This window comes from Oscillatoria sp. HE19RPO, assembly GCF_024220515.1.
Lineage (GTDB): Bacteria > Cyanobacteriota > Cyanobacteriia > Cyanobacteriales > Laspinemataceae > Laspinema.
The window spans coordinates 1-22,438 of record NZ_JAMXOT010000110.1 but is presented as its reverse complement, the minus strand read 5'-3'; the positions used below and the strand labels follow the sequence as shown (position 1 = coordinate 22,438).

The 22,438-nt window shown below is 47.4% G+C and carries 16 protein-coding genes; 3 read left to right on the top strand and 13 right to left on the bottom strand.

All coding sequences use genetic code 11. From position 1 onward, the window contains the following. Positions 1–205: 205 nt before the first annotated feature. The 10 genes from NG833_RS10980 to hypD form a co-directional block, all read right to left on the bottom strand. Positions 206–1,375 carry a DUF711 family protein gene (locus NG833_RS10980; RefSeq protein ID WP_254565330.1) on the bottom strand — a complete coding sequence of 390 codons (1,170 nt, stop codon included), beginning with the start codon at positions 1,373–1,375 and terminating at the stop codon, positions 206–208. Between the two features lie 14 nt (positions 1,376–1,389). Further along, complete coding sequence (locus tag NG833_RS10975) at positions 1,390–2,988, bottom strand: peptide ligase PGM1-related protein (protein ID WP_254565329.1); 1,599 nt, start codon at positions 2,986–2,988, stop codon at positions 1,390–1,392. Between the two features lie 146 nt (positions 2,989–3,134). Next, complete coding sequence (locus tag NG833_RS10970; RefSeq protein WP_254565328.1) at positions 3,135–4,379, bottom strand: Dyp-type peroxidase domain-containing protein; 1,245 nt, start codon at positions 4,377–4,379, stop codon at positions 3,135–3,137. A 24-nt stretch (positions 4,380–4,403) separates the two neighbouring features. Next, positions 4,404–5,648: a hypothetical protein gene (locus tag NG833_RS10965; protein WP_254565327.1), complete on the bottom strand. Its 1,245-nt coding sequence runs from the start codon at positions 5,646–5,648 to the stop codon at positions 4,404–4,406. 155 nt (positions 5,649–5,803) lie between these two features. Further along, complete coding sequence (locus NG833_RS10960) at positions 5,804–6,565, bottom strand: HpcH/HpaI aldolase/citrate lyase family protein (protein ID WP_254565326.1); 762 nt, start codon at positions 6,563–6,565, stop codon at positions 5,804–5,806. A 161-nt stretch (positions 6,566–6,726) separates the two neighbouring features. Next, complete coding sequence (locus NG833_RS10955; RefSeq protein ID WP_254565325.1) at positions 6,727–12,069, bottom strand: calcium-binding protein; 5,343 nt, start codon at positions 12,067–12,069, stop codon at positions 6,727–6,729. A 764-nt stretch (positions 12,070–12,833) separates the two neighbouring features. Continuing rightward, a complete protein-coding gene (locus NG833_RS10950; RefSeq protein ID WP_254565324.1) occupies positions 12,834–13,664 on the bottom strand; it encodes a calcium-binding protein in 831 nt (276 codons plus the stop codon). After that, positions 13,642–14,121: an ISAs1 family transposase gene (locus NG833_RS10945; RefSeq protein ID WP_254565331.1), complete on the bottom strand. Its 480-nt coding sequence runs from the start codon at positions 14,119–14,121 to the stop codon at positions 13,642–13,644. The genes NG833_RS10950 and NG833_RS10945 overlap by 23 nt, the downstream gene beginning before the upstream one ends. A 314-nt stretch (positions 14,122–14,435) precedes the next feature. Beyond that, positions 14,436–14,792, bottom strand: coding sequence for a ribbon-helix-helix domain-containing protein (locus tag NG833_RS10940; RefSeq protein WP_254565323.1), 357 nt, complete (start codon positions 14,790–14,792; stop codon positions 14,436–14,438). A gap of 200 nt (positions 14,793–14,992) precedes the next feature. After that, positions 14,993–16,099: a hydrogenase formation protein HypD gene (gene hypD, locus NG833_RS10935; RefSeq protein ID WP_254565322.1), complete on the bottom strand. Its 1,107-nt coding sequence runs from the start codon at positions 16,097–16,099 to the stop codon at positions 14,993–14,995. Positions 16,100–16,119: 20 nt separating this feature from the next. On the opposite strand from hypD, the gene NG833_RS10930 reads away from it, so the two are divergent. Then, positions 16,120–16,263, top strand: a complete 144-nt coding sequence (locus NG833_RS10930) for a hypothetical protein (RefSeq protein WP_254565321.1) — start codon at positions 16,120–16,122, stop codon at positions 16,261–16,263. Positions 16,264–16,523: 260 nt separating this feature from the next. Here NG833_RS10930 and NG833_RS10925 read toward each other — a convergent pair whose 3' ends face one another. Further along, positions 16,524–17,744 carry an ATP-dependent 6-phosphofructokinase gene (locus NG833_RS10925; protein ID WP_254565320.1) on the bottom strand — a complete coding sequence of 407 codons (1,221 nt, stop codon included), beginning with the start codon at positions 17,742–17,744 and terminating at the stop codon, positions 16,524–16,526. Positions 17,745–18,622: 878 nt separating this feature from the next. Here NG833_RS10925 and NG833_RS10920 point away from each other — a divergent pair. Continuing rightward, complete coding sequence (locus NG833_RS10920) at positions 18,623–19,057, top strand: nuclease A inhibitor family protein (protein WP_254565319.1); 435 nt, start codon at positions 18,623–18,625, stop codon at positions 19,055–19,057. 141 nt (positions 19,058–19,198) lie between these two features. Here the strand turns inward: NG833_RS10920 and NG833_RS10915 are convergent, their stop codons facing one another. Next, on the bottom strand, positions 19,199–19,447 hold the full coding sequence (locus tag NG833_RS10915) for a hypothetical protein (RefSeq protein WP_254565318.1): 249 nt from the start codon (positions 19,445–19,447) through the stop codon (positions 19,199–19,201). 133 nt (positions 19,448–19,580) lie between these two features. Next, positions 19,581–20,468: a PhzF family phenazine biosynthesis protein gene (locus tag NG833_RS10910; protein ID WP_254565317.1), complete on the bottom strand. Its 888-nt coding sequence runs from the start codon at positions 20,466–20,468 to the stop codon at positions 19,581–19,583. Between the two features lie 179 nt (positions 20,469–20,647). Here NG833_RS10910 and NG833_RS30760 point away from each other — a divergent pair, with 179 nt between their 5' ends. Then, entirely contained in the window at positions 20,648–22,015 is a 1,368-nt protein-coding gene (locus NG833_RS30760; RefSeq protein ID WP_305884989.1) for a septal ring lytic transglycosylase RlpA family protein, read from the top strand. The last annotated feature ends 423 nt before the right edge of the window (positions 22,016–22,438 follow it).

Below are 22,438 nucleotides of genomic sequence, written 5' to 3'. Positions count from 1 at the left end.
CTGGCGATTCTTGAATCGCTTCTACAGGAGAATTGAGGATGTACTGGCGATTCTTGAATCGCTTCTACAGGAGAATTGATGATGTACTGGCGATTCTTGAATCGCTTCTACAGGAGAATTGATGATGTACTGGCGATTCTCGAATCGCCTCTACAGGAGAATTGATGATGTACTGGCGATTCTCGAATCGCCTCTACAGGAGAATTTATCGGGATTGATTCCTGCTGGGTTGAGGGTTGAATATTTTGCATTCTACTAAATAGGGAGAATTAAACTCCGTCATTTCTCCCGCTTGTTTCCCGGGAATGGGAAATAATCGCGCTGACAGGGGTTTATCTAATTTAATCGCTAAACTGGCAACATCGAGTAAAATTGCCTCAATTTGTTCAACGGAGATATTTCCCGGTAGGGGAACTGTATCTAATCCACAGCCACAAACGGAGGAATATAATAATAAATCGGTTAAATTGTAGGTTCCTTGACTGGCGCGTTTTGCTAGTCCAATATCTTCACAAACCGGCAACATTAATCCCGAATATCCACATAATTTGACGGGTATTTTTTTGAATACCCGCGTGATGAGGGCGGAAATGGCTAGGGTTCCGGAATGCCCAAATTTGCTGAATCCTAATTTTTCATAAGCGTCAGCGATACTATTGGTTTTATCCAGGGAGGGGGCGAGGGAGGCATCTATTCCCTGATAAGAAATATTAAATTCCTGGGCGAGTTGAGAGGCAGTTGCTTCTAGTTTTATGAGATGTGCTGCATAAATTTCAGTTAAATTGGTTTCTGCTTGGACTAGAGTCTTAGAGTTAGAAAAGGCTTCAGTGAGTAAATCTGCGGATTCTAATCCCAGGGAAAAAGCCGAATTGCCTTCATGGTAGGAGGCTGGAAAAAAAGGGATTCCTGGAGGACAATTTGCCGCAGCACAAAAGCGAAAGTTTCCAAATCCATTCAGGGTTTCTGTAGAAATGCGTTGAATGGTTTGTGCCGAGGCGTGAAGGCTTTTAAAATTAATTCCGGTTTGGACATTGCCGATTGTACTGGAACAAAAAATTTTCTCTGTTCTTTTGAGAATGGCTGGAATGATAGAAATAACTTCGGGAGTTGTTGCACAACCAATATTAAAAAAGTCTAAATTAAATTCGTGACAAATATCCTCCAGCTTTTCTGAATTGTCTAGGATTTCAAACAGGGTGTATCCGGGTAAATAGTTCTCAAAGGATTGGGTGGAAATCCGCGTGGTTTGGACTTCATAGCCTTGAGTTTCTAACTCCTGTTTTGCTTGGGCGTTAAATTGGGCGGCTTTTTGAATGGGGGCGCGATCGCCTGGGGATTCTAAGCAAATCCCGGTGGTAATGGTTCTAATTTTCATAACCTTGTTGTGGTTTAATGTAAATTTCCAGGAGAGGCGATCGCCGGAGTAATTGCAGACATACCGTCATCATCAGTGCCACTTCCTCCGGTTTCTTTATTGAGGATTTTCACCACATGATTGTAAATCGATTCCGCTTGTTCAGGAGAATTGCCAATACTGGTTAATCCCAGTTTACCAAATTCGGAGAGACATCCCATTAAATGAAACAAGGTTCCGGTTTCGGTACAAGTATCAAAATGAAGTTGATGATAGGCGATAATATCCATCAAATCATTGGGTAATAATCCCCGATAGCGGTCTTTTTGGAGGTTATCCGTGGCAAAGTAATATTTAGGGCGTCCGGTTTGGCTGTAAAATAATCCCGTTGATAAATTATACCGGCCATTGGTTAACAGTTTGAGTTCCATAAAGGGATGAGTTGTGCCGCCTTTGCGGAGATTAATTTCGATCGCATACAAATCCCAGACTGGATGATTGCTATCTTGACGCTGAATCGCCAAAAAGTCCACGCTAAACCGTTCTAATGCGCCTTTAGCGGCTAAATTTCGACCCACCCGCATCCCCAGTTCCTGCGCTTGCAGTCGGTATCCTTCATCTGCAGGAAACTGACAACCAAGGAAAATCTGCCGATCGCTTCCCCCGAGAATTTGGTCATGGGTGGAGAGAATTTCTATGTCACCATTGGGGAGAATTCTGCCTTGCACACTGGGCGATCGCTTGTCCTCTCCTTCGAGATATGCTTCCACAATTGCGCCTAATTCAGGAATGCGACTGGAAAAATTAGCCCAAGTTTCTCCCTCCGCTTGAAAGTTCATGGTTTCAAAGCGATCGCAAATCGTAGCAACCCGCTCTTCCGGTGCAATTTCATACAGTGATTGCACCTCTAAAATGGCGTTTCCTTTCCCGGAAAACCCCTCATTCAGTTTGATTGCAACCCGTTTTAAGTGGGGTTCTTTCTCTAATAAGTCTGCGGTGGCAACTGCCAACCCTTGAACTGTCCAAACCGATAAACTCCCCGGAGGATGGGGAATATTACATTCGCCAAAGATTTGGCGAGAACCGCTTTTGGTTCCCCACTCTAATAATTCTGGATTTAATGCCAATAAAGGAATATCTAACTGGACCGATAAATCCCGTTCGCTGGCGGTAGAATTAAAACAAATCATGTAAGATTTATCTCGCCGCAAAACGTGCCGGATGCGCTCGATTAGACGAGGACGTTCTAAAATCTTTTCGGTTAGGGGTTTCGGGGAGGCATCGTAAGTGGAAAATAGCAACAGGCGATCGCGAGCGTGAGAAAAGGGGATTCCCGGTAGCAATTGGAGGTAATATTCAACAATGGTGGGATGTAAGGGTTGGGATGTCACATAAATTAGGCGAGTGCGAGGGTTTCGCAACCGGATTAGGGAATAGAGATTCCGTTCCTCATAGTGATGTACCCCGTCAATTTTCAACAGTTCCCGGCGATCGAGGGACAGGGAGGGAACGACTAAAATATCATTATCCCCGAGATCGAACTCATCGATGGTTTGCCAGCGATCGCGCAATTGACTTTGCAGTTGGCGAAACCTGGCAATGCGATCGCCTTCTAATTCCGTTTGTACATCCATCCATTCAACCCCTTCTTGTGATTATGCCTGCAATTTTAGCCTGATTCCTGCCTCCATCCATTCCCCTAGGGTGAGATTTTTTCAGGGTTCAAGGATGCAAAATTCCAACGGAGCAATACCCGTAACCCTTGGCATCTCTGCACCCCTCAGAGTCCAAAAATTGTCGATCCCGGAAATACCTCCCCCTCTACCACGGGTGGAACTAAAAATACGCCTCCTGCACGCACGGTAATAAACCGTTCCATTCCTGGCAATTGCGCCTTGTCTGCACCGCCAAAATTCACCCCTCCTAACCAAGTGGGTTGCGTTAACATTCGCAATAATCGTTCAGGAGTATCCTGAAAACTCACAAAGTTTAAACCCGCACGAAAACCAGGAGTGCTATCGATCGCCTCCAAAAATTCATACCCTTGACGAAACACTCGCAGGGAATTACGCGAACCCACATCTTCCGCCTTATTTTGATTGGCGCGATGAGTGTGACTCACATTTAAAGGGGAATCCAACGGCACCCGAGGTAAATCCCGATATTCCTGGTTTTTTGGATTGGTGACTTCTTGGGTTCCGGCAAAGGGACAACCTGTTTGGACAACCGGATTGCCATCTTGATCGATCATCTCCAGGGGACATCCCGAGAGTTTATCTCGTCCGACGATGATTTCTTGTTGCTGGCGAGTGAGTTTGCGCCATACCGTGAGATCCACTGGCAATCGCAGAAAGGCGAGATAAGTTCCGCCGACTGTCCATTTATCTTCGGGGGAAGTTTGGTCTTCTTTAATGGCGATCGCCTGAATTCGTTCCGAGCTTTTCATGTTAGAAATTCCATCATGAAAATCAATCCAACTTCGCTCATCATTCCGCTGAAAACCCCTATAAAATCGGGTGATTAATAAAGGAGATTCTCCCGTTTCTGGGTCAGTCAAATCCTGTAAAACTTTCCAGGTTTCTACCACTGCCCGATTCACAGCTAATTCAGTTTTAGCAATAAATTGCAGGGCAATTTCTTCCGTTGCGGGATTAAATTGGATATCATCGGCATAAGATAAACCCGAACCCAAAAGTAACGGACCGCCACCCGTCGGACGAGCGGAACGGAACTGATTTTTTGCACCTAAATCCAGGGGGAGCGATCGACCGCGATCGGCCAATTTAAAGAGATTAGGTCCATATCCGACCAAAACGGTTAAATCCCCACTGGGAACGAGAACATCGGGTAAATCCCTCACCTGGCCTTGTTTGAGGTTTTGATACATTGAGTAGAGGGTTTGAAATGCCGTGCCAATTTGAGGCGCTGTTAATCCCCTGGCAGCACGAAGAAACATGATTCCAAAACATTGATCCGGTCGAACTCCCGGTGCGTGATAGATGCCTTCTTGAAGTTGTCCTGTCATGGTTAATCTTGCTGAAGGTAAGAGTTAAGAAAAAACGCCCATTTGGCGAGGACCGATGCGACCGATTTTCTGGGCGGTATCATACTGCTGTTTTAACTGATAAATGCGATCGCAAATCCCCGCATCTCGACAGCGAATTGGGTCGGCACTCGTCCGCAGAATCACATACTCATCTTCTGCCACGGGAGTGGGTTCTCCCACTACAATAATTGGGCCAATTTCAATCTGTTGTAACAATTGAAACCCCCCGGTGAGGGGTTGAGTATCCGCACCGACTGCTACCACAATCTCATCTAAAAAGGCGGAATCCGCGTCACTCGGACCAAATTCCAACCGTTGATACATATCTTTTTCCCCTCGACTAAAGCGAATCCACTCCTCGGGAACGGGTTGGTCTTGATACCAGAAAGCCCGCTGATTAAAGGATAAAATATACATTCCCAGGGGATTGTCAAAGGCCACCGTCTGACCATTCATCGCCGCCCCCTGCGCCCCCATTGCTGCTGCCGGGTCCGCATGACGACAGGCCAATCCTTCTACATTGTATTGCCGGAAAATTTGTTCTCGGACGGCAGATTTTAGCCCAGTGTCGGTGCGAATAACGTAAGGTGCGGCTCCGAACATCACAATATACAATAAATCATCCAATCCATTAATCGGATGGGTCATAAACAGAGCATTGTCTTGATTTAACGTCCCAGTCGGTTGCTCAGGAACCCCGGCAGCGACTAACTCCGCGTTATTGCCATGACCGGAAACCAGTCGAGAAAAGGCGATTTCTCGCTGACGGGGACTGAGTAGGGAGGGATTGCTGACTCCATAAAGTGCTTCCCAACTGGGGAGAAATCCCAGGAGATTCTCCACCATTGCCCGAACTGCAACGGGATCGAATTTAGCAATACAAGTCCAGTATTCCCGCAGTTCCGTGGTGACTTGCACTCGTTTCGGGCGCATTTTTCCGGTGGCATCGGGTTTCTCAATAATCCGATATTCACAGTATTCATTGTGCAGAATATGCCGTCCTGGAACTCCCCAGTCGCACAATTCTTTAGCGGTAGGTTCATCCAGACAGAATGCAGGTTCGGCAGGGTCGCCAAACCACTTAATCGGGGCGCGGACGGGATTTTTCAGAGAACTGGGGTCGAGGGTGAAAAAGCGATTTTTCCAGTTACCTAGGCGGTTATAAGCGTCTTGAATCGTTTGATTCCACTGTTCGAGGAGATCGCTACTGATAATGGGGTCGGCCCGACCGGGAACGTCATATAACATGATAGATTATACTCCTGATGTTAGGGTAGAGAAAGGAAAGAGAGACGATTGTCTCATTTGAGAGAGAGACACTATTGATCGCAGTGCCATAGTTTTATCGTGCAACATTATTGCACCACTAACCATAGATTTCAGATTGTTTAAAGAAAGTCGCTTTATCCCCGCACCGCTTTGACTAAGGACTGACAAGCTTTGAAGAATATGCTAACATCCATGCCTAACCCAATATACTGCACGCCCACCTCAATCCACTGTTTTGCGGTTTCTGGAGTGGTGGTAAAGGTTCCGACTGCCTTGCCTGCATCCCGAATGGTTGTTACGGCATCTTTCATCAGTGCGACCACTCGGGGGTCCTGGACTTGGCCGGGGATACCGAGGGATTGAGAGAGGTCATAAGGACCGAGAAAAATTACGTCAATGTGGGGAACGGCGACAATTTCGGCTAAGTTTTGGATGCCGGTTTGACCTTCGACATGAACGATCGCCAGGGATTCGGCATTCAGGCGATCGGTGATATTCGTCCCCGCAGAAGTGTAGGCACCAGCGCGAGTGCCGAAAGACAAACCTCGGGTCCCGACTGGGTGATATTTGGCACTCTGAATGACTGTGGCAGCATCAGCTTGGGTTTCGATTTGCGGGACCTGGACCCCGGCACTGCCAATATCAAGGGCCCGTTGAATTTGAGAGGCATCGTTTTTAGAAACTCGGACGATCGGGGCCAGTCCCACGGAATCCGCAGCGCGACAGAGGTCTTCCGCAGCGAGAATATGTAAAGGTCCATGTTCGAGGTCAATTACGGCAAAGTCAAATCCGGCATGACCACAAATTTCGATAAAGGCAGGATAGGGACAGTTGATAAAAGGTCCGAGAACAACTTCACCTTGTTTGAGTTTACGTTTCAGTTGATTTTCGCGCATAGCGGCAGAGTTGGCGGTGGGATAGTCTCAATTTTAACGGAAGGAGGATGTAGGGACTGAGGGGGTAACAAAAGAAATCGCACCCGCTTTGATACGAGTGCGATCGCCTTATTTCTTATTTATCAATGACTGGATTCTGCTGCTTCCAGTTCAAACTGACCTTACATCAGCGTTAAGCTCTCTTCAGTAATCTCAACTTGCGAGAACACAGTCAGGGAGTATTCCGCACTAAAGGTAATCGTGGAAACAATCTGTCCGGATTCCATCGTGGAAGAAGAAATCCCTAAATCGTCCGTCGTATTGGTGGCATCGAACAAATCAGAGAGATTCGTAATCCCGAAGGTTGCACCGGCAAACTTGATGACGTCTCCTTCTTCAGCGTTGAAGTCTAAAATTACGTCTTGCTTTTTGGCTTTCTTGCGGGACGTCTTCTCGCTGTCACCCTCTTCGGTATCGTCGAGCAGAACATCACCATCTAAGATGAAGACATCTGCACCTTGACCACCGACGAGGGTATCTTTACTAGACCCACCATACAGGGTATCGTCACCGTCGCCGCCAATCAGCCAGTCTTTTCCATTGCCACCCATGAGGATGTCATTTCCGATGCCGCCAATCAGGGTGTCTTTGCCATTGCCGCCTTCTAGGTAGTTATCTCCGGCAACACCACAGAGGAAGTCGTTGCCATTGTCACCCATCAGGGTATCGTTACCGCGACCCCCAATAATGGTGTCTTTGCCATTACCGCCTTCTAGGTAGTTATTGCCACCCATGAGCAGATCGTCGGCATCGTCACCTTCAAGGTTATCGTCGCCATCACTGCCTTCGAGGTCATCATCCTCGGTTTCGGCAACGGTATCGCCTTCAGCATCATCGTCTTCGACGACATCATCACCTTCGGCAACCGCATCGTCATCATCTTCGGCAACCGCATCATCACCTTCGGCATCATCACCTTCGGCATCATCACCTTCGGCATCATCACCTTCGGCATCATCACCTTCGGCAACGGTATCATCACCTTCGGCAACGGTATCATCATCTTCGGCAACCGTATCATCACCTTCGGTATCATCACCTTCGGTATCATCACCTTCAGTATCATCACCTTCGGTATCATCACCTTCGGTATCATCACCTTCAGAGACAGGTGGCATCAATTCTTCACCGTTCATCATGGCTTCAAACACTTCCATGTCAGCAATCAGGAGGTCGTTTCCGTTGCCACCCAAGATGGAGTCGTTGCCGATGCCGCCAATCAAGGTGTCGTGTTGGTTGTTCCCTTCTATGAAGTTATCCCCAGCGATACCAAAGATCATGTCTTTGCGCTTACCACCGATGAGGGAATCGCTGCCTTCACCCCCGATGAGAACATCAATGCGTTTTTCTGCTGTGAGACTTACCCCTTCATCGCTGTCGGCCACTAAAACGTTTTTGCCATTGACGTTGATATCATCCAGACTGGGGATTTCGAGATCTAGATCATCACAACTTGGCAGGGACTCTAGGGCGGTATCCGGTGCTTGAGCGATCAAGCCTTCAAATTGGCCGACTTCGATATAGTGTTCAAAGGCACTGGCGAATTCTTTGCCTTCACCGATGAGGGCTTTGGTTTCATCATCGAGGAGGGAGAGATAGAATTCGACGTTGAATTCCGAGGTGGCAATTAAACCGGCAGAGAGTCCGACTTCAATGAAGTGAGCGAAGGCGCTGCTGTATTCACCGGAGGCGATCGCCTGAGCAACACCAGATTGTGTCAGATAGAACTCTTCGTCAAAGATATCCGTACAAACTTGACCCTCAGAGAATCCCACCTCTACGAAGTAGGCAAAGGCACTGCTGTATTCCCCCGATTCAACGAGTGTCGCGACTTCTGGATATTGTTCCAGATAGAAGGTTTCATCAAACAGCGCGGTCCCGACGAGACCCTCGGACAAGCCGACTTCTAGGAAATGCTCAAAAGCACTGCTGTATTCCCCAGATTCAATCAGGGTCGCGACTTCCGGATACTGCTCCAGATAGAAGGCTTCGTCAAACAAGGGACTTGGACTGTTCCCTTCGGTTTCGCCAACTTCTAGGAAGTGGTCTAAGGCGCTGCTGTATTCCCCAGATTCAATGAGGATCGAGACATTGGTATAGGTCGCTAGATAATATTCTTCGCTAAATACCTTGCTGACTTTGGTGATTTTCTCGACGCTGGTGACGTCGATGCTTCCTTCGTCACTGATTTCCACCCCTTCGATACTGATGCTAGGAGCGCTCGTAATCGAAATATCGCTGGCGGTGAGTTCTGAAGTAGACCAGACGTTGACGGCACCTTTGCCTTCCAGGGTCAGAACCGTCAGGAACTTGGTTGTCACGGTTCCATCTTCAGCGGTTTCCTCAACTTCGCTGACTTTGGCGGCACTTAAAAGCTGTTCAGCGGTTAAACTACCCCCGGCGACTTCGATTTTGTCCCCTTCTTCGGCATTGAAGTCGAGAATGGTGGTCCGGTGTTTCGGTTTCTTGCCACTCACATCGAGGATAAAGGTATCACTGTCTTCACCACCGGCGAGGGTATCGGATTTACCACCGCTGGTATAGAGGTAGTCCTCGCCACTGCCACCGATTAGCAAGCTCTTACCTTTGCCACCGGCAATCAGGGTGTCGCTGCCTTCGCTACCGCAGAGGGTGTCTTTCTTGTCGCTGCCAATCAGCAGATCATCGCCGTCGCCACCAATCAGCAAGTTTTTGTCTTTGTTGCCGATCAGGGTGTCGTTGCCTTCGCCACCGACGAGGGTATCTTTCTTTTTGCTGCCGACGAGTAAGTCATCTCCCTCACCGCCGAAGAGGACGGATTTTCCTTTGCCTGCAATCAGAACATCGTCACCGGCATCGCCAATGAGGACTTCTTTCTTTTTGGTCCCCAACAGCACATCATTGCCTTCGGTGCCGATGATGGCGTTGGTGGCATTAAACTGGCTGGGGTCTAAGTCACCGAGTAAGTCGGCGCATTCGGGAATGGTGATGTTGTCGGAGGAGGAGAGGAGTCCTTCTTCTTTGCCGACTTTGATGTAGTAGGCAAAGGCGGTGGGATATTGCTTGCCTTCGCCAATCAGGGCTTTTTCTTCTTCGGTGAGTTGTTGTAAGAAGAATTCTTCCTTGAAAGTGGCGCTGGCGGTGATGCCAATTTCGATGCCGATACTAATAAAGTGGGTAAAGGCAATCTGGAATTTTTGCGCTTCGGTTGCACCGGAGGGAATTTCCGGCATCTCGAAGTCGGGATTTTCCGAGGCATATTCCTCTAGTTGTTCTAAGTAGAACTCGGCATCAAAGTCGGGAAGGGGATTTTGGCCTTTTTCAAAGCCTTCTTGCATGAAGTATTCAAAGACGCTGGTATATGTCCCACTGACGATCAGTTGTTGAACTTCTGAGTATTGCAGTAAGAAGTATTCTTCGTCAAAGAACTGAGTGGGAATATCACCTTGAGCTTGTCCGACTTGCAGGAAGTAGTCGAGGACGCTTTCGTATTCGCCGGATTCGATGAGTTCTTGGATTTGGGGATTTTGCTCTAAGTAGAAGCTGAGATCGAAGAGGGGACTGAAACTCTTCTGGCTGATTTCGGTGTCGAATTGTCCTTCGAGGAGGTAGTATTGGAGGACGCTGCTGAATTGCTTGCCAGAACCGATGAGTTCGCGGATTTGTTCTGGCAGTTGAGAGAGGAAGAAGTCTTCGTTAAAGACGCCGGTTTTGGCGATCGCCTCTTTTTCTTCCGTCAGTGCGGGATCTTCTTCATCGGTGGGTTGTTCGCCATCGGTGGGTTGTTCGCCATCGGTGGGGATTGTCGGGGGTACTGGCGGCGGATTGAAGACAATGGGGGGACTGTCGGTCGTCTCTTCTGTGGTAGAGGTGTCTTCGGTTTCTAAGTCATCCTCATCCGTCGGCATTTCTCCTGCGGTTTCTTCTTCTTCTGGCATGGGGGGATTCGGCAGGAATCCGCTCAAGAATCCAGACTGGAAGAAGTGAGCAATGGCACTGGAAAATTGACCGTTTTCGATGCCTACGGCGACTTCTTGATACTGTTCTAAGTAACTCTCGATATTGAAGGATTCGCTGGGAATGCGGCCTTCAAAGATGCCGTGATTTAAGAAGTGGGAGAAGACGCTTTTAATTTTGCCGGTTTTTAAGGCTTGAGCAACATCTTGATATTGTTGCAGGTAAAATTGGCCGCTGAAAAAGCTGCTGAAGGTGCGAATTTCAAAGCGTCCATATTGCAACCAGTGGGTGAGTCCGCTGCTAAATTCTCCGGTTTGAACGGCTTCGTTAACATCTGGATTGTTTTCCAGATATTCTTGTTCGTTGTAGGCGAGGTTGGGAGAGCGATTTTCTTTGCAGCCAAACTTGAGGAAATGTTCTAGTCCGCTTTCAAAGTTTCCATTGGCGATCGCCTCTTTGACATCGGCATTACTTTCTATATAGAACGTGGCATCAAATCCAGCGATGATTTTCCGTTCCTCTTTATATCCAAATTTGTAGGCGTGTTGTAACCCACTCGTGAATAAACCCTGTTCGACAGCTTCCGCAACGTCCGGGTTTTCCGCTAAATATTCTTCTTCATCGCAATAAGCGGTAACCAGTTCTTTGATTTCCGGATCGACATCGGCATCGTCGTCGATTTCCATTTCTTCGGTATCATCCACCGCTTCGCCATCATCAACGGTTTCAGTATCCTCTACCGCTTCGCCATCATCCACGGCTTCGGTATCATCTACCGCTTCGCCATCATCAATGACATCTTCACCGTCATCACCAATCACATCATCCCCTTCATCGGTGGTGACTTCTCCATCCTCGGCAACATCATCACCTTCATTGGTGGTGGGGACTTCGCCTTCTGCAACTTCTTCGACTTCTTCGACTTCGGGTTCGGTTTCGGCAACGGGTTCTTCTGGGGTTTCCTCGGGTTCCGGCACGACTTCAGTTAATGTGGTGGGTGCGATCCCTTCGAGTTTGCTGCTGCCTTCGCGATCGTCGGTTCCCACACTGGTGAGGCGTAATCCCAGACTTTGACCTAAAAACTGATCTAAAGTCAAGGTTTCGGATTCGTGGGAAAGAGTAAAACTGGTAGTCGTAATATCGTCTGTGCCGATTCCAGAGGTGCCAATTTCTACGTTACCCTCAAAGGATCTGGGGGTAACCGTCGCATCTTGACTAATACTTCCACTCGATCCAAAGGCGGAATTGGTAACGTTACTGCCGGAGATTTGCAATCCGCTGAGTAAAGAATCATCGGCTAAGTTGAAGAATACTCCTCGGATGTCTGCCATCGGTGTGACATCTTGGACGGTGACGTTAATGCCAGCAGGAGTTTCTTCGAGAATTAGTTTGCCACTGGCTGTATCTCCAGTGAAGCTACTAACTTCGACGGCGATCGTTTTGGGTGCGGCTGTTTCTTCGGTGCTGGTGGTGGTAACCGGGGTAGTTTCTTCGGTAGTTTCTTCTAGGATGGAATCTTCAGGATTCATAGTATATCTCCGTAAGTTAATGCAAACAATAGCTGGTGTTGATGATGCCTTCTTGGGTCAAAGGCGCTTAACAATCCCTCCACTGATTTCCATTCTCAGGAGGGGACGGTTTAATAAAATTTGAGGTTCCCGGTTTCAGGATTTGGGGGCGATCGCCTCTGGTTTTCTCTCGTCTTTTTACGAACTATCCCTAATTTTTGGTAAAAAACAAATGTTCATTTTTTTTGACTATCTCAATCCAGTTTTTAGATGTAATCTTGGGCTGCTTTTCCCATAAAGCCAATAGAGTTTAGTTTCAGGTGCTAATTGTTATTTACAATATTTTTCCTTTATTTTCCTGGTCTTAGCTTACCCTAAAAATCTGGTGTATCTCTCCGCAATTACACGGAAATTCTTGTTTTTCTTCATCAAGATTTAATTGGCTTAAACCCCACAAAAAAAAGTTGTTATAATAAATTACAACAACCATAAAGTTATCAGGAATTCATGATTTAATCCTGACTTGAAATTAGGAGTTTATTTGAAGTTTAAGCCTGATTAGGTATCTGACCATCGCGGGGGAGGGAAAGCCTGGGTCAAAGGAGTTAGTTTCATAAAAATAGGCGAATCGGCCAACCGAGGATAAAACTTTAGGATTAGGGACAGTTTGAACAAGAATCTGAAAAACATTCGGATGGATGTACAGATGGAGGTGAATATAGCCGTTAGACAGAAACTCTATGTTTTCCCACGGGGACTCACCAGCACTCTATAGTGATTAGATTTCAAAGACTTGGGTTTTGTTCCCAGCTTGGAAACTCTGATCGAGATTCGGGGAATGGCATGGTAAATGTCGGCCAATCTGAAAAGTGGGACCTCTGGTCAAAACTCCATACGCCAGGAACTTCTCCACCTTCCGAATGGTTACCCAGGGTACTGCGATCGATAACGAAGACATCTCCACCGGATCCACCCGTCAGGGGATCGTCACCGGATCCACCATTCAGTAAATTGTTGCCGCTGCCACCAATCAAGATATCATTGCCGGTCCCAGCAAGCAGGGTGTCGTTACCTTCTCCACCCTCTAGGGAGTTGTTGCCTGAAACTCCAAACAGGAAGTCATCGCCACTGTCTCCGATCGGGGTATCGTTACCGCGACCCCCAGTCAGGGTGTCGTTACCTTCTCCACCCATGAGCATATTATCGGAGACATCATCAGCTTCATCGGTGACATCATCACCATCATCGGAGACATCATCAGCTTCATCGTTGAGTTCATTGACGAAAATAAAGCCATTAGCGCTTCTTAATTCATCAAAGACTTTGAGGTCAGCAATGAGCAGGTCGTCACCATCCCTACCCGAAATAGAGTCACTTTCTTGTCCCCCAATGAGAGAATCATTTCCGCTGCCTCCTTCAATCAGGTTATTGCCACCCACTCCAAAGATGAGGTCGGAAAGGTCGTTTCCGGTGAGGGTATCGTCGCCATTACCACCGATGAGAATATCAATGACTGAAGTCGCTTCTAGGAACACCCCCTCTTCACTGTCGGAAACCAGCACATTGCTGTCGGTTTGGTCAATCTCGTCGATATTACGGATAACGAGTTTCCACACTGCTTTCAATAATGTTAGCTCGATAAAATTCACGATATGAAATAATCAGAATCAGGGTTTTTAATCCCGGAAATTGAGGAATATTATCTAGCTGCTTACTAATATTAACGGTGCGTTTTTCAGCTCGCCCATGTCCAACATTGTTTGATTCATGAGTCTGAATTGCTTCAAAATTTTCTTGGACTGCTTCAAGTAGACCCGATTGGTTCCCTTTGAGCGCACCGATGTAGTCATTTCCACTCTCTATAATGATTTGAGCAGTTTTTTTTTGACTGATTGCATCAAAAGCAAATACCACCCCCTTGATAGCTAGGGTTTTGATAAACTCAATTAAAGCCGTGATTTCGTTAGTTTTTGAATCAAATTGATAGGGGTCGAGAATTAACCCTCGTTCTACGATGTAGGCACTTACTAACATCATTGCTGGGTGAGAATCTACATCAGGGTTGTCATTGATGGCTTCATAAGAGCCTCGTAAAACTTTGCTATCGACTGCAATGGTTTCGCTCTCTATCGGCTCAATTCAAAAAAAGCGAGATAGGCAGCCTGAATATTTTTTTACACCAATTTGTAGTAACATTCGTCGAATTGTACTCTAGGAGGGTAAGCGGTTTTTCTCAGGTTTAAACAATTCCACCAGCTCATCAGGGTAGGACTTTAACCAATTTTTAATCGCTAGAGATCCACGATTTACCGCAGCAACACAAAGGGTAAATAAGGCTATTTATATGCTTTTTTGATGCCGCATTCCGGCTTGAGGACGGCAATCCTCTAGCTCTGCAAATGCTTCAAAAATGGCGATTTCGGACATCTTGACCTAACTTCAAGAGTGAGATTACTCTGTTGTTTTATCACGTCTTGCATTAGAATGAAATAGCCCTGCTCCCAAGACGCTGTAGCAAATTCAGCCTCCATTTGTAACACTTCCGCTTGATATTCAGGATCCTGTGCCATTTCTGCAAGTTCTGCATCAATTTCTGCTCGCTTCAGTGCCGCTAATTCCCGACGAATCGCCTGCATAATAAATTCATCGCGGCTTTTGGCTTTTCCTTGTTGCACAGCTTTATCCGTTGCTTCTAGCAAATGTGCAGGAAGACGGATGTTTGTGTTAATGATAGGACTTGACATGAACCTTCCTCCTAAGCTATCTATTTAGTTTAAATCATTGAGCCGAGCAGTGCCAAGGGGAGGGATTAGTATCGGGCGGTATCCTGAAACAATCGACCGTTTCTCGACTTTCCTAGCGAGCAAGATGCTCACACTCCTAATCTGTAACTCCTGAGTCCTGGAACCGATATTTTCCAAATTATCTCTCCCAAATCTCTCTCCTAAACTCTCGCTACAACCGCAGTTTGTTGTCGATATCGATAATAAGCGGCACAAGCTCCTTCTGATGAAACCATTGGTGCACCGAGGGGATGTTCTGGGGTGCAGCGTTTGCCAAAGGCTTCACAATCATGGGGTTTCTTAACCCCTTGCAGGATTAATCCACTCATACAGTCGGGGGATTCTTCGCTCTGAATTCCGGTTAAATCAAAGCGGTTTTCTGCGTTAAATTGAGCATATTTTGGTTTTAAGTTTAATCCGCTTTGGGCAATTTCTCCAATGCCTCGCCATTGTCTGGGGACGATTTCAAAGACTTCTTTGAGGATGTTTTGGGCGGGTTGGTTGCCTTCTTTTCTAACGGAACGACTGTATTGATTTTCGACTTGTGCTTGTCCGGATTCGAGTTGTTTGATACACAGATAAATCCCTTGTAAAATATCGACGGGTTCAAATCCGGTAACGATGATGGGGACTTGATATTTGGGGGCGATCGCCTCGTATTCGGTGTACCCCATAATGGTGCAAACATGACCCGCCGCTAAAAATCCTTGCACTTTGCGGTGGGGTGCCGATAAAATCGCTTCCATTGCTGGAGGCACTAACACATGGGAGACTAACATGGAAAAGTTCGGAATGTTTTGTTGCGCTGCCTGATAAACAGCCATCGCCGTTGCTGGTGCAGTGGTTTCAAATCCCACGCCGAAAAATACGACTTGTTTGTTAGGATTCTCTTGGGCAATTTTTAGGCAATCTACTGGCGAATAAACGATGCGAATATCGCCGCCGGTTGCTTTAATACTTAGCAAGTCTTGAGCGGTGCCAGGAACGCGCAACATATCCCCAAAGGAACAGAAAATCACCTCGGGATGGGAGGCAATGGCGATCGCCCGATCGATGAGTGCGATCGGGGTAACACAGACGGGACAACCGGGACCATGAATTAAGGTAATGTTGTCTGGCAACAGTTCATCAATGCCAAATTTGACGATCGCATGGGTTTGACCCCCGCAAATTTCCATAATCGTCCAGGGACGAGTGGTTATACGGGCGATCGCCTTGGCGCAATCTTGAGCCGTCGTAGCATCGCGATATTCATCTACAAATTTCATAATTTGTCATTTGTCATTTGTTGTTTGTTGTTTGTCATTGGTCCTTGGTTGATGGGGAAGAGACGGGAGATGGGGGAGAGACGGGAGATGGGGGAGAGACGGGAGATAGGGGAGATGGGGGAGAGACGGGAGATGGGGGAGAGACGGGAGATGGAAACGACTGAAGTCGTTACTACAAACATCTTTCCTATCTTTCCTATCTTTCCTATCTTCCCTATCTTCCCCATCTTCCCTAGATAGGGAAGAGACGGGAGAGACGGGAGATGGGGGAGAGACGGGAAATGGAAACGACTGAAGTCGTTACTACAAACAGCTTCCCTATCTTCCCCATCTTCCCTATCTTCCCTATCTTCCCCATCTTCCCTATCCTCCCTATCTTCCCCATCTTCCCTACCTTCCCTACCTCTCCCCGCTTCCCTACTGTCTAACTCACAGCAGTTGGAGTCGCCGGGACATTGCTACCGTTGTTGTGTTCGAGGGAATGTGAGGCATCTCCCACATAAATCCCGAGTGCGCGTGCGGTTTGTACCATAAATCCATCAGGATCAACGGGAGAGGCACAGCGTTTTTCTTGGTGGCACTGTCGGACGAGTTGAATCACTAAGTCTAAGGGTTTGCTTTCGACTTTGCCGCCTTCCCAGACCACTAAGCGGTTATAATGTCCTTGTTCGATTAACTCAACCGCTTTGATGCCAAAGGCGGTGGCTAGGATGCGATCGAAGGAGGATGGGGTCCCGCTACGTTGTAAATGACCCAGAACCGTTACCCGAGTGTCGATTTCGTCTAACCCGCAAAATTCGGGGCGATCGAGGGAACAAAGTTTCTGGCTGTAGAGTTTAATTTGTTGCGCTACATAGTCGCCAATATTGCGATGCTGTCGCCGATCTTCATGTTTGACCCCTTCGGCAACGACGACTAAGGCAAATTTGCGCTTATCTTGACGCAGGGTGGCAATTTTATCGCAAATTTGGGCGATCGCCTTCTCATCCAACACGGGAGTCAGTTCCGGAATTAAAATCACATCGGCACCCCCAGCAATTCCCGCGTGGAGTGCCAAATGTCCCGCATCCCGTCCCATTACTTCCGCTACCATGACTCGTTCATGACTCGCGGCAGTAAAGGTGAGGTTGTACAGCGCTTCGGTAACCGTATCCACAGCAGTCTGGAATCCGACTGCACGTTCGGTAAAGGGGACGTCGTTATCGATGGTTTTGGGAACCCCGATCATATTCCAATTGCCTTTGACCGCCAAATCATAGATAATGTCTAAGCTGCCATCGCCCCCGATCGCCACCAAGCCATCGAGTTTTAAGCGTTGATAGCCTTCTAAAATCTGTTGAGCCACTTCTGGTTTTTCTGTATCCCCTTTACTCAGACTTCCCAGAACACTACCACTGAGAAATTGCAGCACGTCAAGACCCTGTAACAATCCAGGGATATCATAACCATGCTCGTTTAATTTCATGTCCTCCGGTTGGCGAGTTCCGTTGGCAACATCGATAAATCCGTCGGTGCCGTAGGGAATGCCATAGACTTCCCATCCCTTGCGGGAAGAGCATTTGACCACAGCTCTAATTACAGCATTCAGACCGGGACAGTCGCCGCCACTGGTGAGGATACCAATTCTTTTTTTTGCGTGTGTCATAGTGCGTTTACCTGTTCACTCTCCTAATTTATTCCGAACTCCCTGCACTGAAAAAGTAACCGCGATCGCTTTTTTATTTTAACTTTATGTTTCCCCTTCAATTTTAGCAAATCGACCCGATCTTTTTCATTGCTCTATCAGGGAAATTTCACATAGAACCTAGCGTGCGTTAGCTTAGTTTGCAAGGGTCTCTCTTGAGCGAAAAACTTGGATCGTGGGGAAGACGCTTGCACCGCACAATCTTTGACCAGTTGTTTTGATGAGTACACCATTGAGGGATGATTCCTTGGACAATTCAGCCCAGGCTTCTGCCCCCCAATATTCCCCTCTTTTATGTCATTTTTTCGCTCTCTCGTAAATTCTATAACAGTTTCTCCGATGCCAGCTTAAATACAGATTTTTTTTATAAATTTACGGCAAAGTAATTTTATGCTATAATTGAAGGCTAGTTAAAAAAATGTTGAGAATTCTTGACCATTGCCCACTGGAAAAAACACCCCAGCCCCTCAGCATCACGGCAATTCACCTCTGTTCTGGACTCTCCCCAACTGCCGCTCCACTCCTCTAGGCACGAAAAACTCCCAGGAGCAGCAGCAACCCAAGCCGATCATAGATTGTCCCTGTATTATCCCCGGGTTATCAATCACCAGTTACCCATTGCCTGTATCGGTTGTTGGAGCAATTCGCTTCACCTCCGGGACGATATTTGTTAACTATCCCTCACTTTTGGTCGAGTTCTCTAGCAAAAAATTAGAGGACAGAATCCACGATAATCCCGGACAATCCAAGTGGTTTCCTCCCGAGGGCAGGTCCTTTCCCCCCAAGTTTAACTGTTCTGGTACTATAATAAGTGGTTTTGCTCTATTTATCCCTGAGAAATGAACCCTATCAATACTCCCCTTACTGAACAACTAGCGGAACTCACGAATCGATTATTTTGGCTGAGTGAATCTGAGTTCCCCTTCCAGGTGATTACTTGGGATACGGATAGGATATCCAGTGAGCAATTACTCAAACTGACTTATCACCCCCCAAATACCCCAGTTAAAACCCTCGGCATTGATGAATTCTTCGCGCCTGCACTAGAAGGTCTCGGCAGCTTTAGTTATCTTTTAGATCAAAGCCTAATCGGAAGATATCGTACCCTCTACAACTACCTCACTTATTATTTGCACAATATCAAAGTGTATCAAGTTGGCACGTATCCCCTTTATATTTATATCATGGGGCTCACTCGTGACGAAAATTTAGCGGGGATCGCTACCCAAGTCATTGAAACTATCCCCCAATCATCCAGAATTTACCCGACATAAGGGGAGAAAGGGAGTTAAGCTGTTCGGCATTGAAACTGGATAATTTGAGCGAGTACAGGCAACATCTTACAACTCCCCAATCTCCCCAATCTCCCCAATCTCCCCCATCTTCCCCATCCTCCCAATCTCCCCCATCCCACTCTATTCCGATCGCTCTTGCTGCAACAACTCCTCTTTAGACTCCCCCCAGTAAGCGCTATAGGTCCAGGTTTCCCGGTTACCGCTGGTTTCTAAAGTCCAGCGAAAAATGGCTGATTTCGGATTAACTCCGACTTCAATCAGCTTGGCACCCATATAATATTCCATCTGGCGTTTTTTCAAGTCTTTAAATGCTGGGGGTTTTCGACTATCCCAACTTTGGGACATTTGTGCTTTTGTCGGCCTTGCCATTGTCCTTCTCCGGTTCTCTTGTGGTACGGGTATCCAACTCTTAATTTAGAATACCAATCTTTCTACTCTTAGCACGAGCACGGGACTGTTTTAAAGCTTAGTCAGCTTGGAATCACCCGTGCAACCCCTGATTTTATACAAATTCCCCCTTGGCAATGGCGATCGCCTTGCCGCCAACGGATACAGAAATCTCTCCGTCCTCTTTATGCGCCTTCAATAATAACAGCGACGGTCTCCCCATTTCATATCCCTGTTCCACTCGCAAATCAATCCCCCCCTCTCCAAAATATCCATACTCCACGAGATATCCCGCCAAACAACCATTCGCACTCCCGGTTGCCGGGTCCTCGGGTACCCCTAAATAATCCGCAAACATTCTGGCACTAAGATCATTTTCCGGTTTGTTCGTCTCGGGACAAAACAGAAAAATACATTTAGCCTCAGTTCCCTCGATTAATTTAAAATACTTATCTCGATTGACTTTGGCCTTTTTTAATGCTGCATGAGTTTTCAACGGCACAATTAGAAAAGGAATCCCCGTCGAAACCTCTCGAATCGGAAACCGCGAATCCAGATCCCCAACTTCTAAATTTAAAACCTCTGCCACCCGTTCCCCTTCAATTATCTGATGGAACGTCGGCGGTTTTTGCTGCATCCACAAAATATCCACTGTCTCTTGTTGATAGTGCAGAGTCACTGGAATTTGTCCGATCGCCAGATTCAAATTAACCCGTTCTACCGGCTGTTGAATTATCTCTCGCTGAATAATAAAAGCAGTACCTAAAGTCGGATGACCGGCAAAAGGTACTTCTTGGGCCGGAGTAAAAATCCGGACATCATATCCCCCCTCTCGTTGCTCCGACGACAACACGAACGTGGTCTCGGAATAATTCATTTCTTTAGCAATTTGTTGCATCTGCTCCCCAGTAATACCAAGGTTTCCAGTAAATACAGCAAGCTGATTGCCCTGGTATTTTTCTTCTGCGAAAACATCAACAATGTAAAAATTAAGCTTTTCCATTTTTTCCTAGGTTGCAGATTTCGTTACAGTTAGCTCTCACCGGGGATCGTAGTCCATTGCGGTCTCTATCTGAGGACCGAATCGATCCCCAAACCCACTTGATCTCTGAGAGAGTTCGGGATATGGTATTAGGAATTCGCCCAAATGATCAATTTGTTGACCTCTTAATAACAACGCTTATGCCATTGATGGGACTGGTCTGGATGACCTGCTGTTTGAGCGGGTTGCTTGCATACAGCCCAGGATTAGGGAATGCCTCCATTGCCCTCAAAAATCCGCTGTCACTGCAAGCTTTATCCGGTTTGAGTCATCGGTGGGACCTTCCTCACCGGCTTGTCCGAGGCAGTAATGTCCCGGTGAAAAAGCACCGCCCTCGGTTGAAATTCCAGGGCGCTTCCGGTGAGCGTCGGCTGTTTGCTAACCGGGTTCCAACTAGCGATCGCCCGGGAAAACCCCGCCCAGGTAACTCCAGAGACAGCCAAATTGTCACAACAGTGTTCAACTGGGACAATCGCCCTCAAAAGGGAAAATGCACGGTTGATCCACCTGTAACGAATTCTAGTCCCAGTAAAGCTTTGGGACAACAAAATTTTCTCTCAACTCCACAGGATTTGCCGGAAAAAGCCACCCTGATTAGCAGTGAACCTTCCCAGAAGTCGAAAAAATCCACCCCGGGAATGGGACAACTTTTGTCTAATTTCTTCCCTGAAAACTCCTTAGATGGAGAACCCAAACCCAGCCTGGACCCATCGGTTCAGGTGAAAGCTGTCTCCGTTGCTCCGGGTCCCTCTCGCCCCATGACCCGAGTCAATTGGTGGCAGTCCCGGCATCTCTTTGGATTGGGACAACTCGTTTCCTGGTCCTCAGAGAAAACCCCAAAGCAGATTGTCTTCACGAAACCCTCTGAGTTTCAAGTGATGGTTCAGGGATATGAGGTTGCACAATTACCCGATCGCATCCAAGCTGACTTGTTCGCTCACCGGATCCAAGACTGGTTACAGCAGAGCGATCGCGATCCCGCACAACTCACCCCCACCACCCTCAACGGTGTTAGAGCCATCCAAGGGGGCGATCGCACCTTACTACTGATGTCCGAGGATGTCGTCGAGTCTATCCCCCGTAACCAGGACCTGCTCACCGTGGAATGGACCAACAATCTCCGCAAAGCCTTAGGCGCTGAACCCTTACCCATCGCCGAAGCACAAGCGCAGATGTACGGGTTAGTCGAGACCCCCCGAAAACTTCAGGGAACCGCCTCTTGGTACGGCCCTTATTTTCACGGTCGTCTCACCGCCAACGGCGAAACCTATGACCAAGAAGACATGACAGCAGCGCATCCCTCCTTACCCTTCGATACCTATCTCAAAGTCAAAAATCTTCAAAATGGCAAAATGGTCATCGTGCGGATTAACGATCGCGGCCCCTATATACCCCCCCGTAATTTAGACCTCTCCCTCGGTGCCGCCAGGGTTCTAGGCAGTGAAGAAACCGGCGTTATCTCCTATGAGGCCACATTTATGAAACCCACCCCCTCGAAGGTGAAGTGAGTTGTCATTGGTCATTGGTCTTTGGTCATTTGTCATTTGTCATTGGTCATTGGTCATTGGTCATTGGTCATTTGTCATTGGTCATTGGTCATTGGTTGATAGGGAGGATGGGGGAGGATGTTCAACGTCACGACTGGAGGCGTTCTCTTAGTTCGTAGTAACGACTGAAGTCGTTACCGCGTTACTTGGCTAAAGCCAAGTAACGCACCCCTGTTGCGGATCCTCCAGTTCCGAAACAGGCGCTTAAGCCCCTTATGGTGGGAGTCACGGCTTGAGCGAAGAAACGACTGAAGTCGTTACTACGAACAGGGGAGTACGACTGAAGTCGTTACTACGAACAGGGGAGTACGACTGAAGTCGTTACTACGAACAGGGGAGTACGACTGAAGTCGTTACTACGAACAGGGGAGTACGACTGAAGTC

Bases quoted from the DNA above. Each gene is read 5' to 3' on its own strand.
- NG833_RS30760 (WP_305884989.1), top strand. From the start codon at position 20,648: ATGCCATTGATGGGACTGGTCTGGATGACCTGCTGTTTGAGCGGGTTG.
- NG833_RS10920 (WP_254565319.1), top strand. From the start codon at position 18,623: ATGAACCCTATCAATACTCCCCTTACTGAACAACTAGCGGAACTCACG.
- NG833_RS10980 (WP_254565330.1), bottom strand. From the start codon at position 1,375: ATGAAAATTAGAACCATTACCACCGGGATTTGCTTAGAATCCCCAGGC.
- NG833_RS10910 (WP_254565317.1), bottom strand. From the start codon at position 20,468: ATGGAAAAGCTTAATTTTTACATTGTTGATGTTTTCGCAGAAGAAAAA.
- NG833_RS10940 (WP_254565323.1), bottom strand. From the start codon at position 14,792: ATGTCAAGTCCTATCATTAACACAAACATCCGTCTTCCTGCACATTTG.
- NG833_RS10965 (WP_254565327.1), bottom strand. From the start codon at position 5,648: ATGTTATATGACGTTCCCGGTCGGGCCGACCCCATTATCAGTAGCGAT.
- NG833_RS10955 (WP_254565325.1), bottom strand. From the start codon at position 12,069: ATGAATCCTGAAGATTCCATCCTAGAAGAAACTACCGAAGAAACTACC.
- hypD (WP_254565322.1), bottom strand. From the start codon at position 16,099: ATGAAATTTGTAGATGAATATCGCGATGCTACGACGGCTCAAGATTGC.
- NG833_RS10970 (WP_254565328.1), bottom strand. From the start codon at position 4,379: ATGACAGGACAACTTCAAGAAGGCATCTATCACGCACCGGGAGTTCGA.
- NG833_RS10925 (WP_254565320.1), bottom strand. From the start codon at position 17,744: ATGACACACGCAAAAAAAAGAATTGGTATCCTCACCAGTGGCGGCGAC.
- NG833_RS10915 (WP_254565318.1), bottom strand. From the start codon at position 19,447: ATGGCAAGGCCGACAAAAGCACAAATGTCCCAAAGTTGGGATAGTCGA.
- NG833_RS10975 (WP_254565329.1), bottom strand. From the start codon at position 2,988: ATGGATGTACAAACGGAATTAGAAGGCGATCGCATTGCCAGGTTTCGC.
- NG833_RS10960 (WP_254565326.1), bottom strand. From the start codon at position 6,565: ATGCGCGAAAATCAACTGAAACGTAAACTCAAACAAGGTGAAGTTGTT.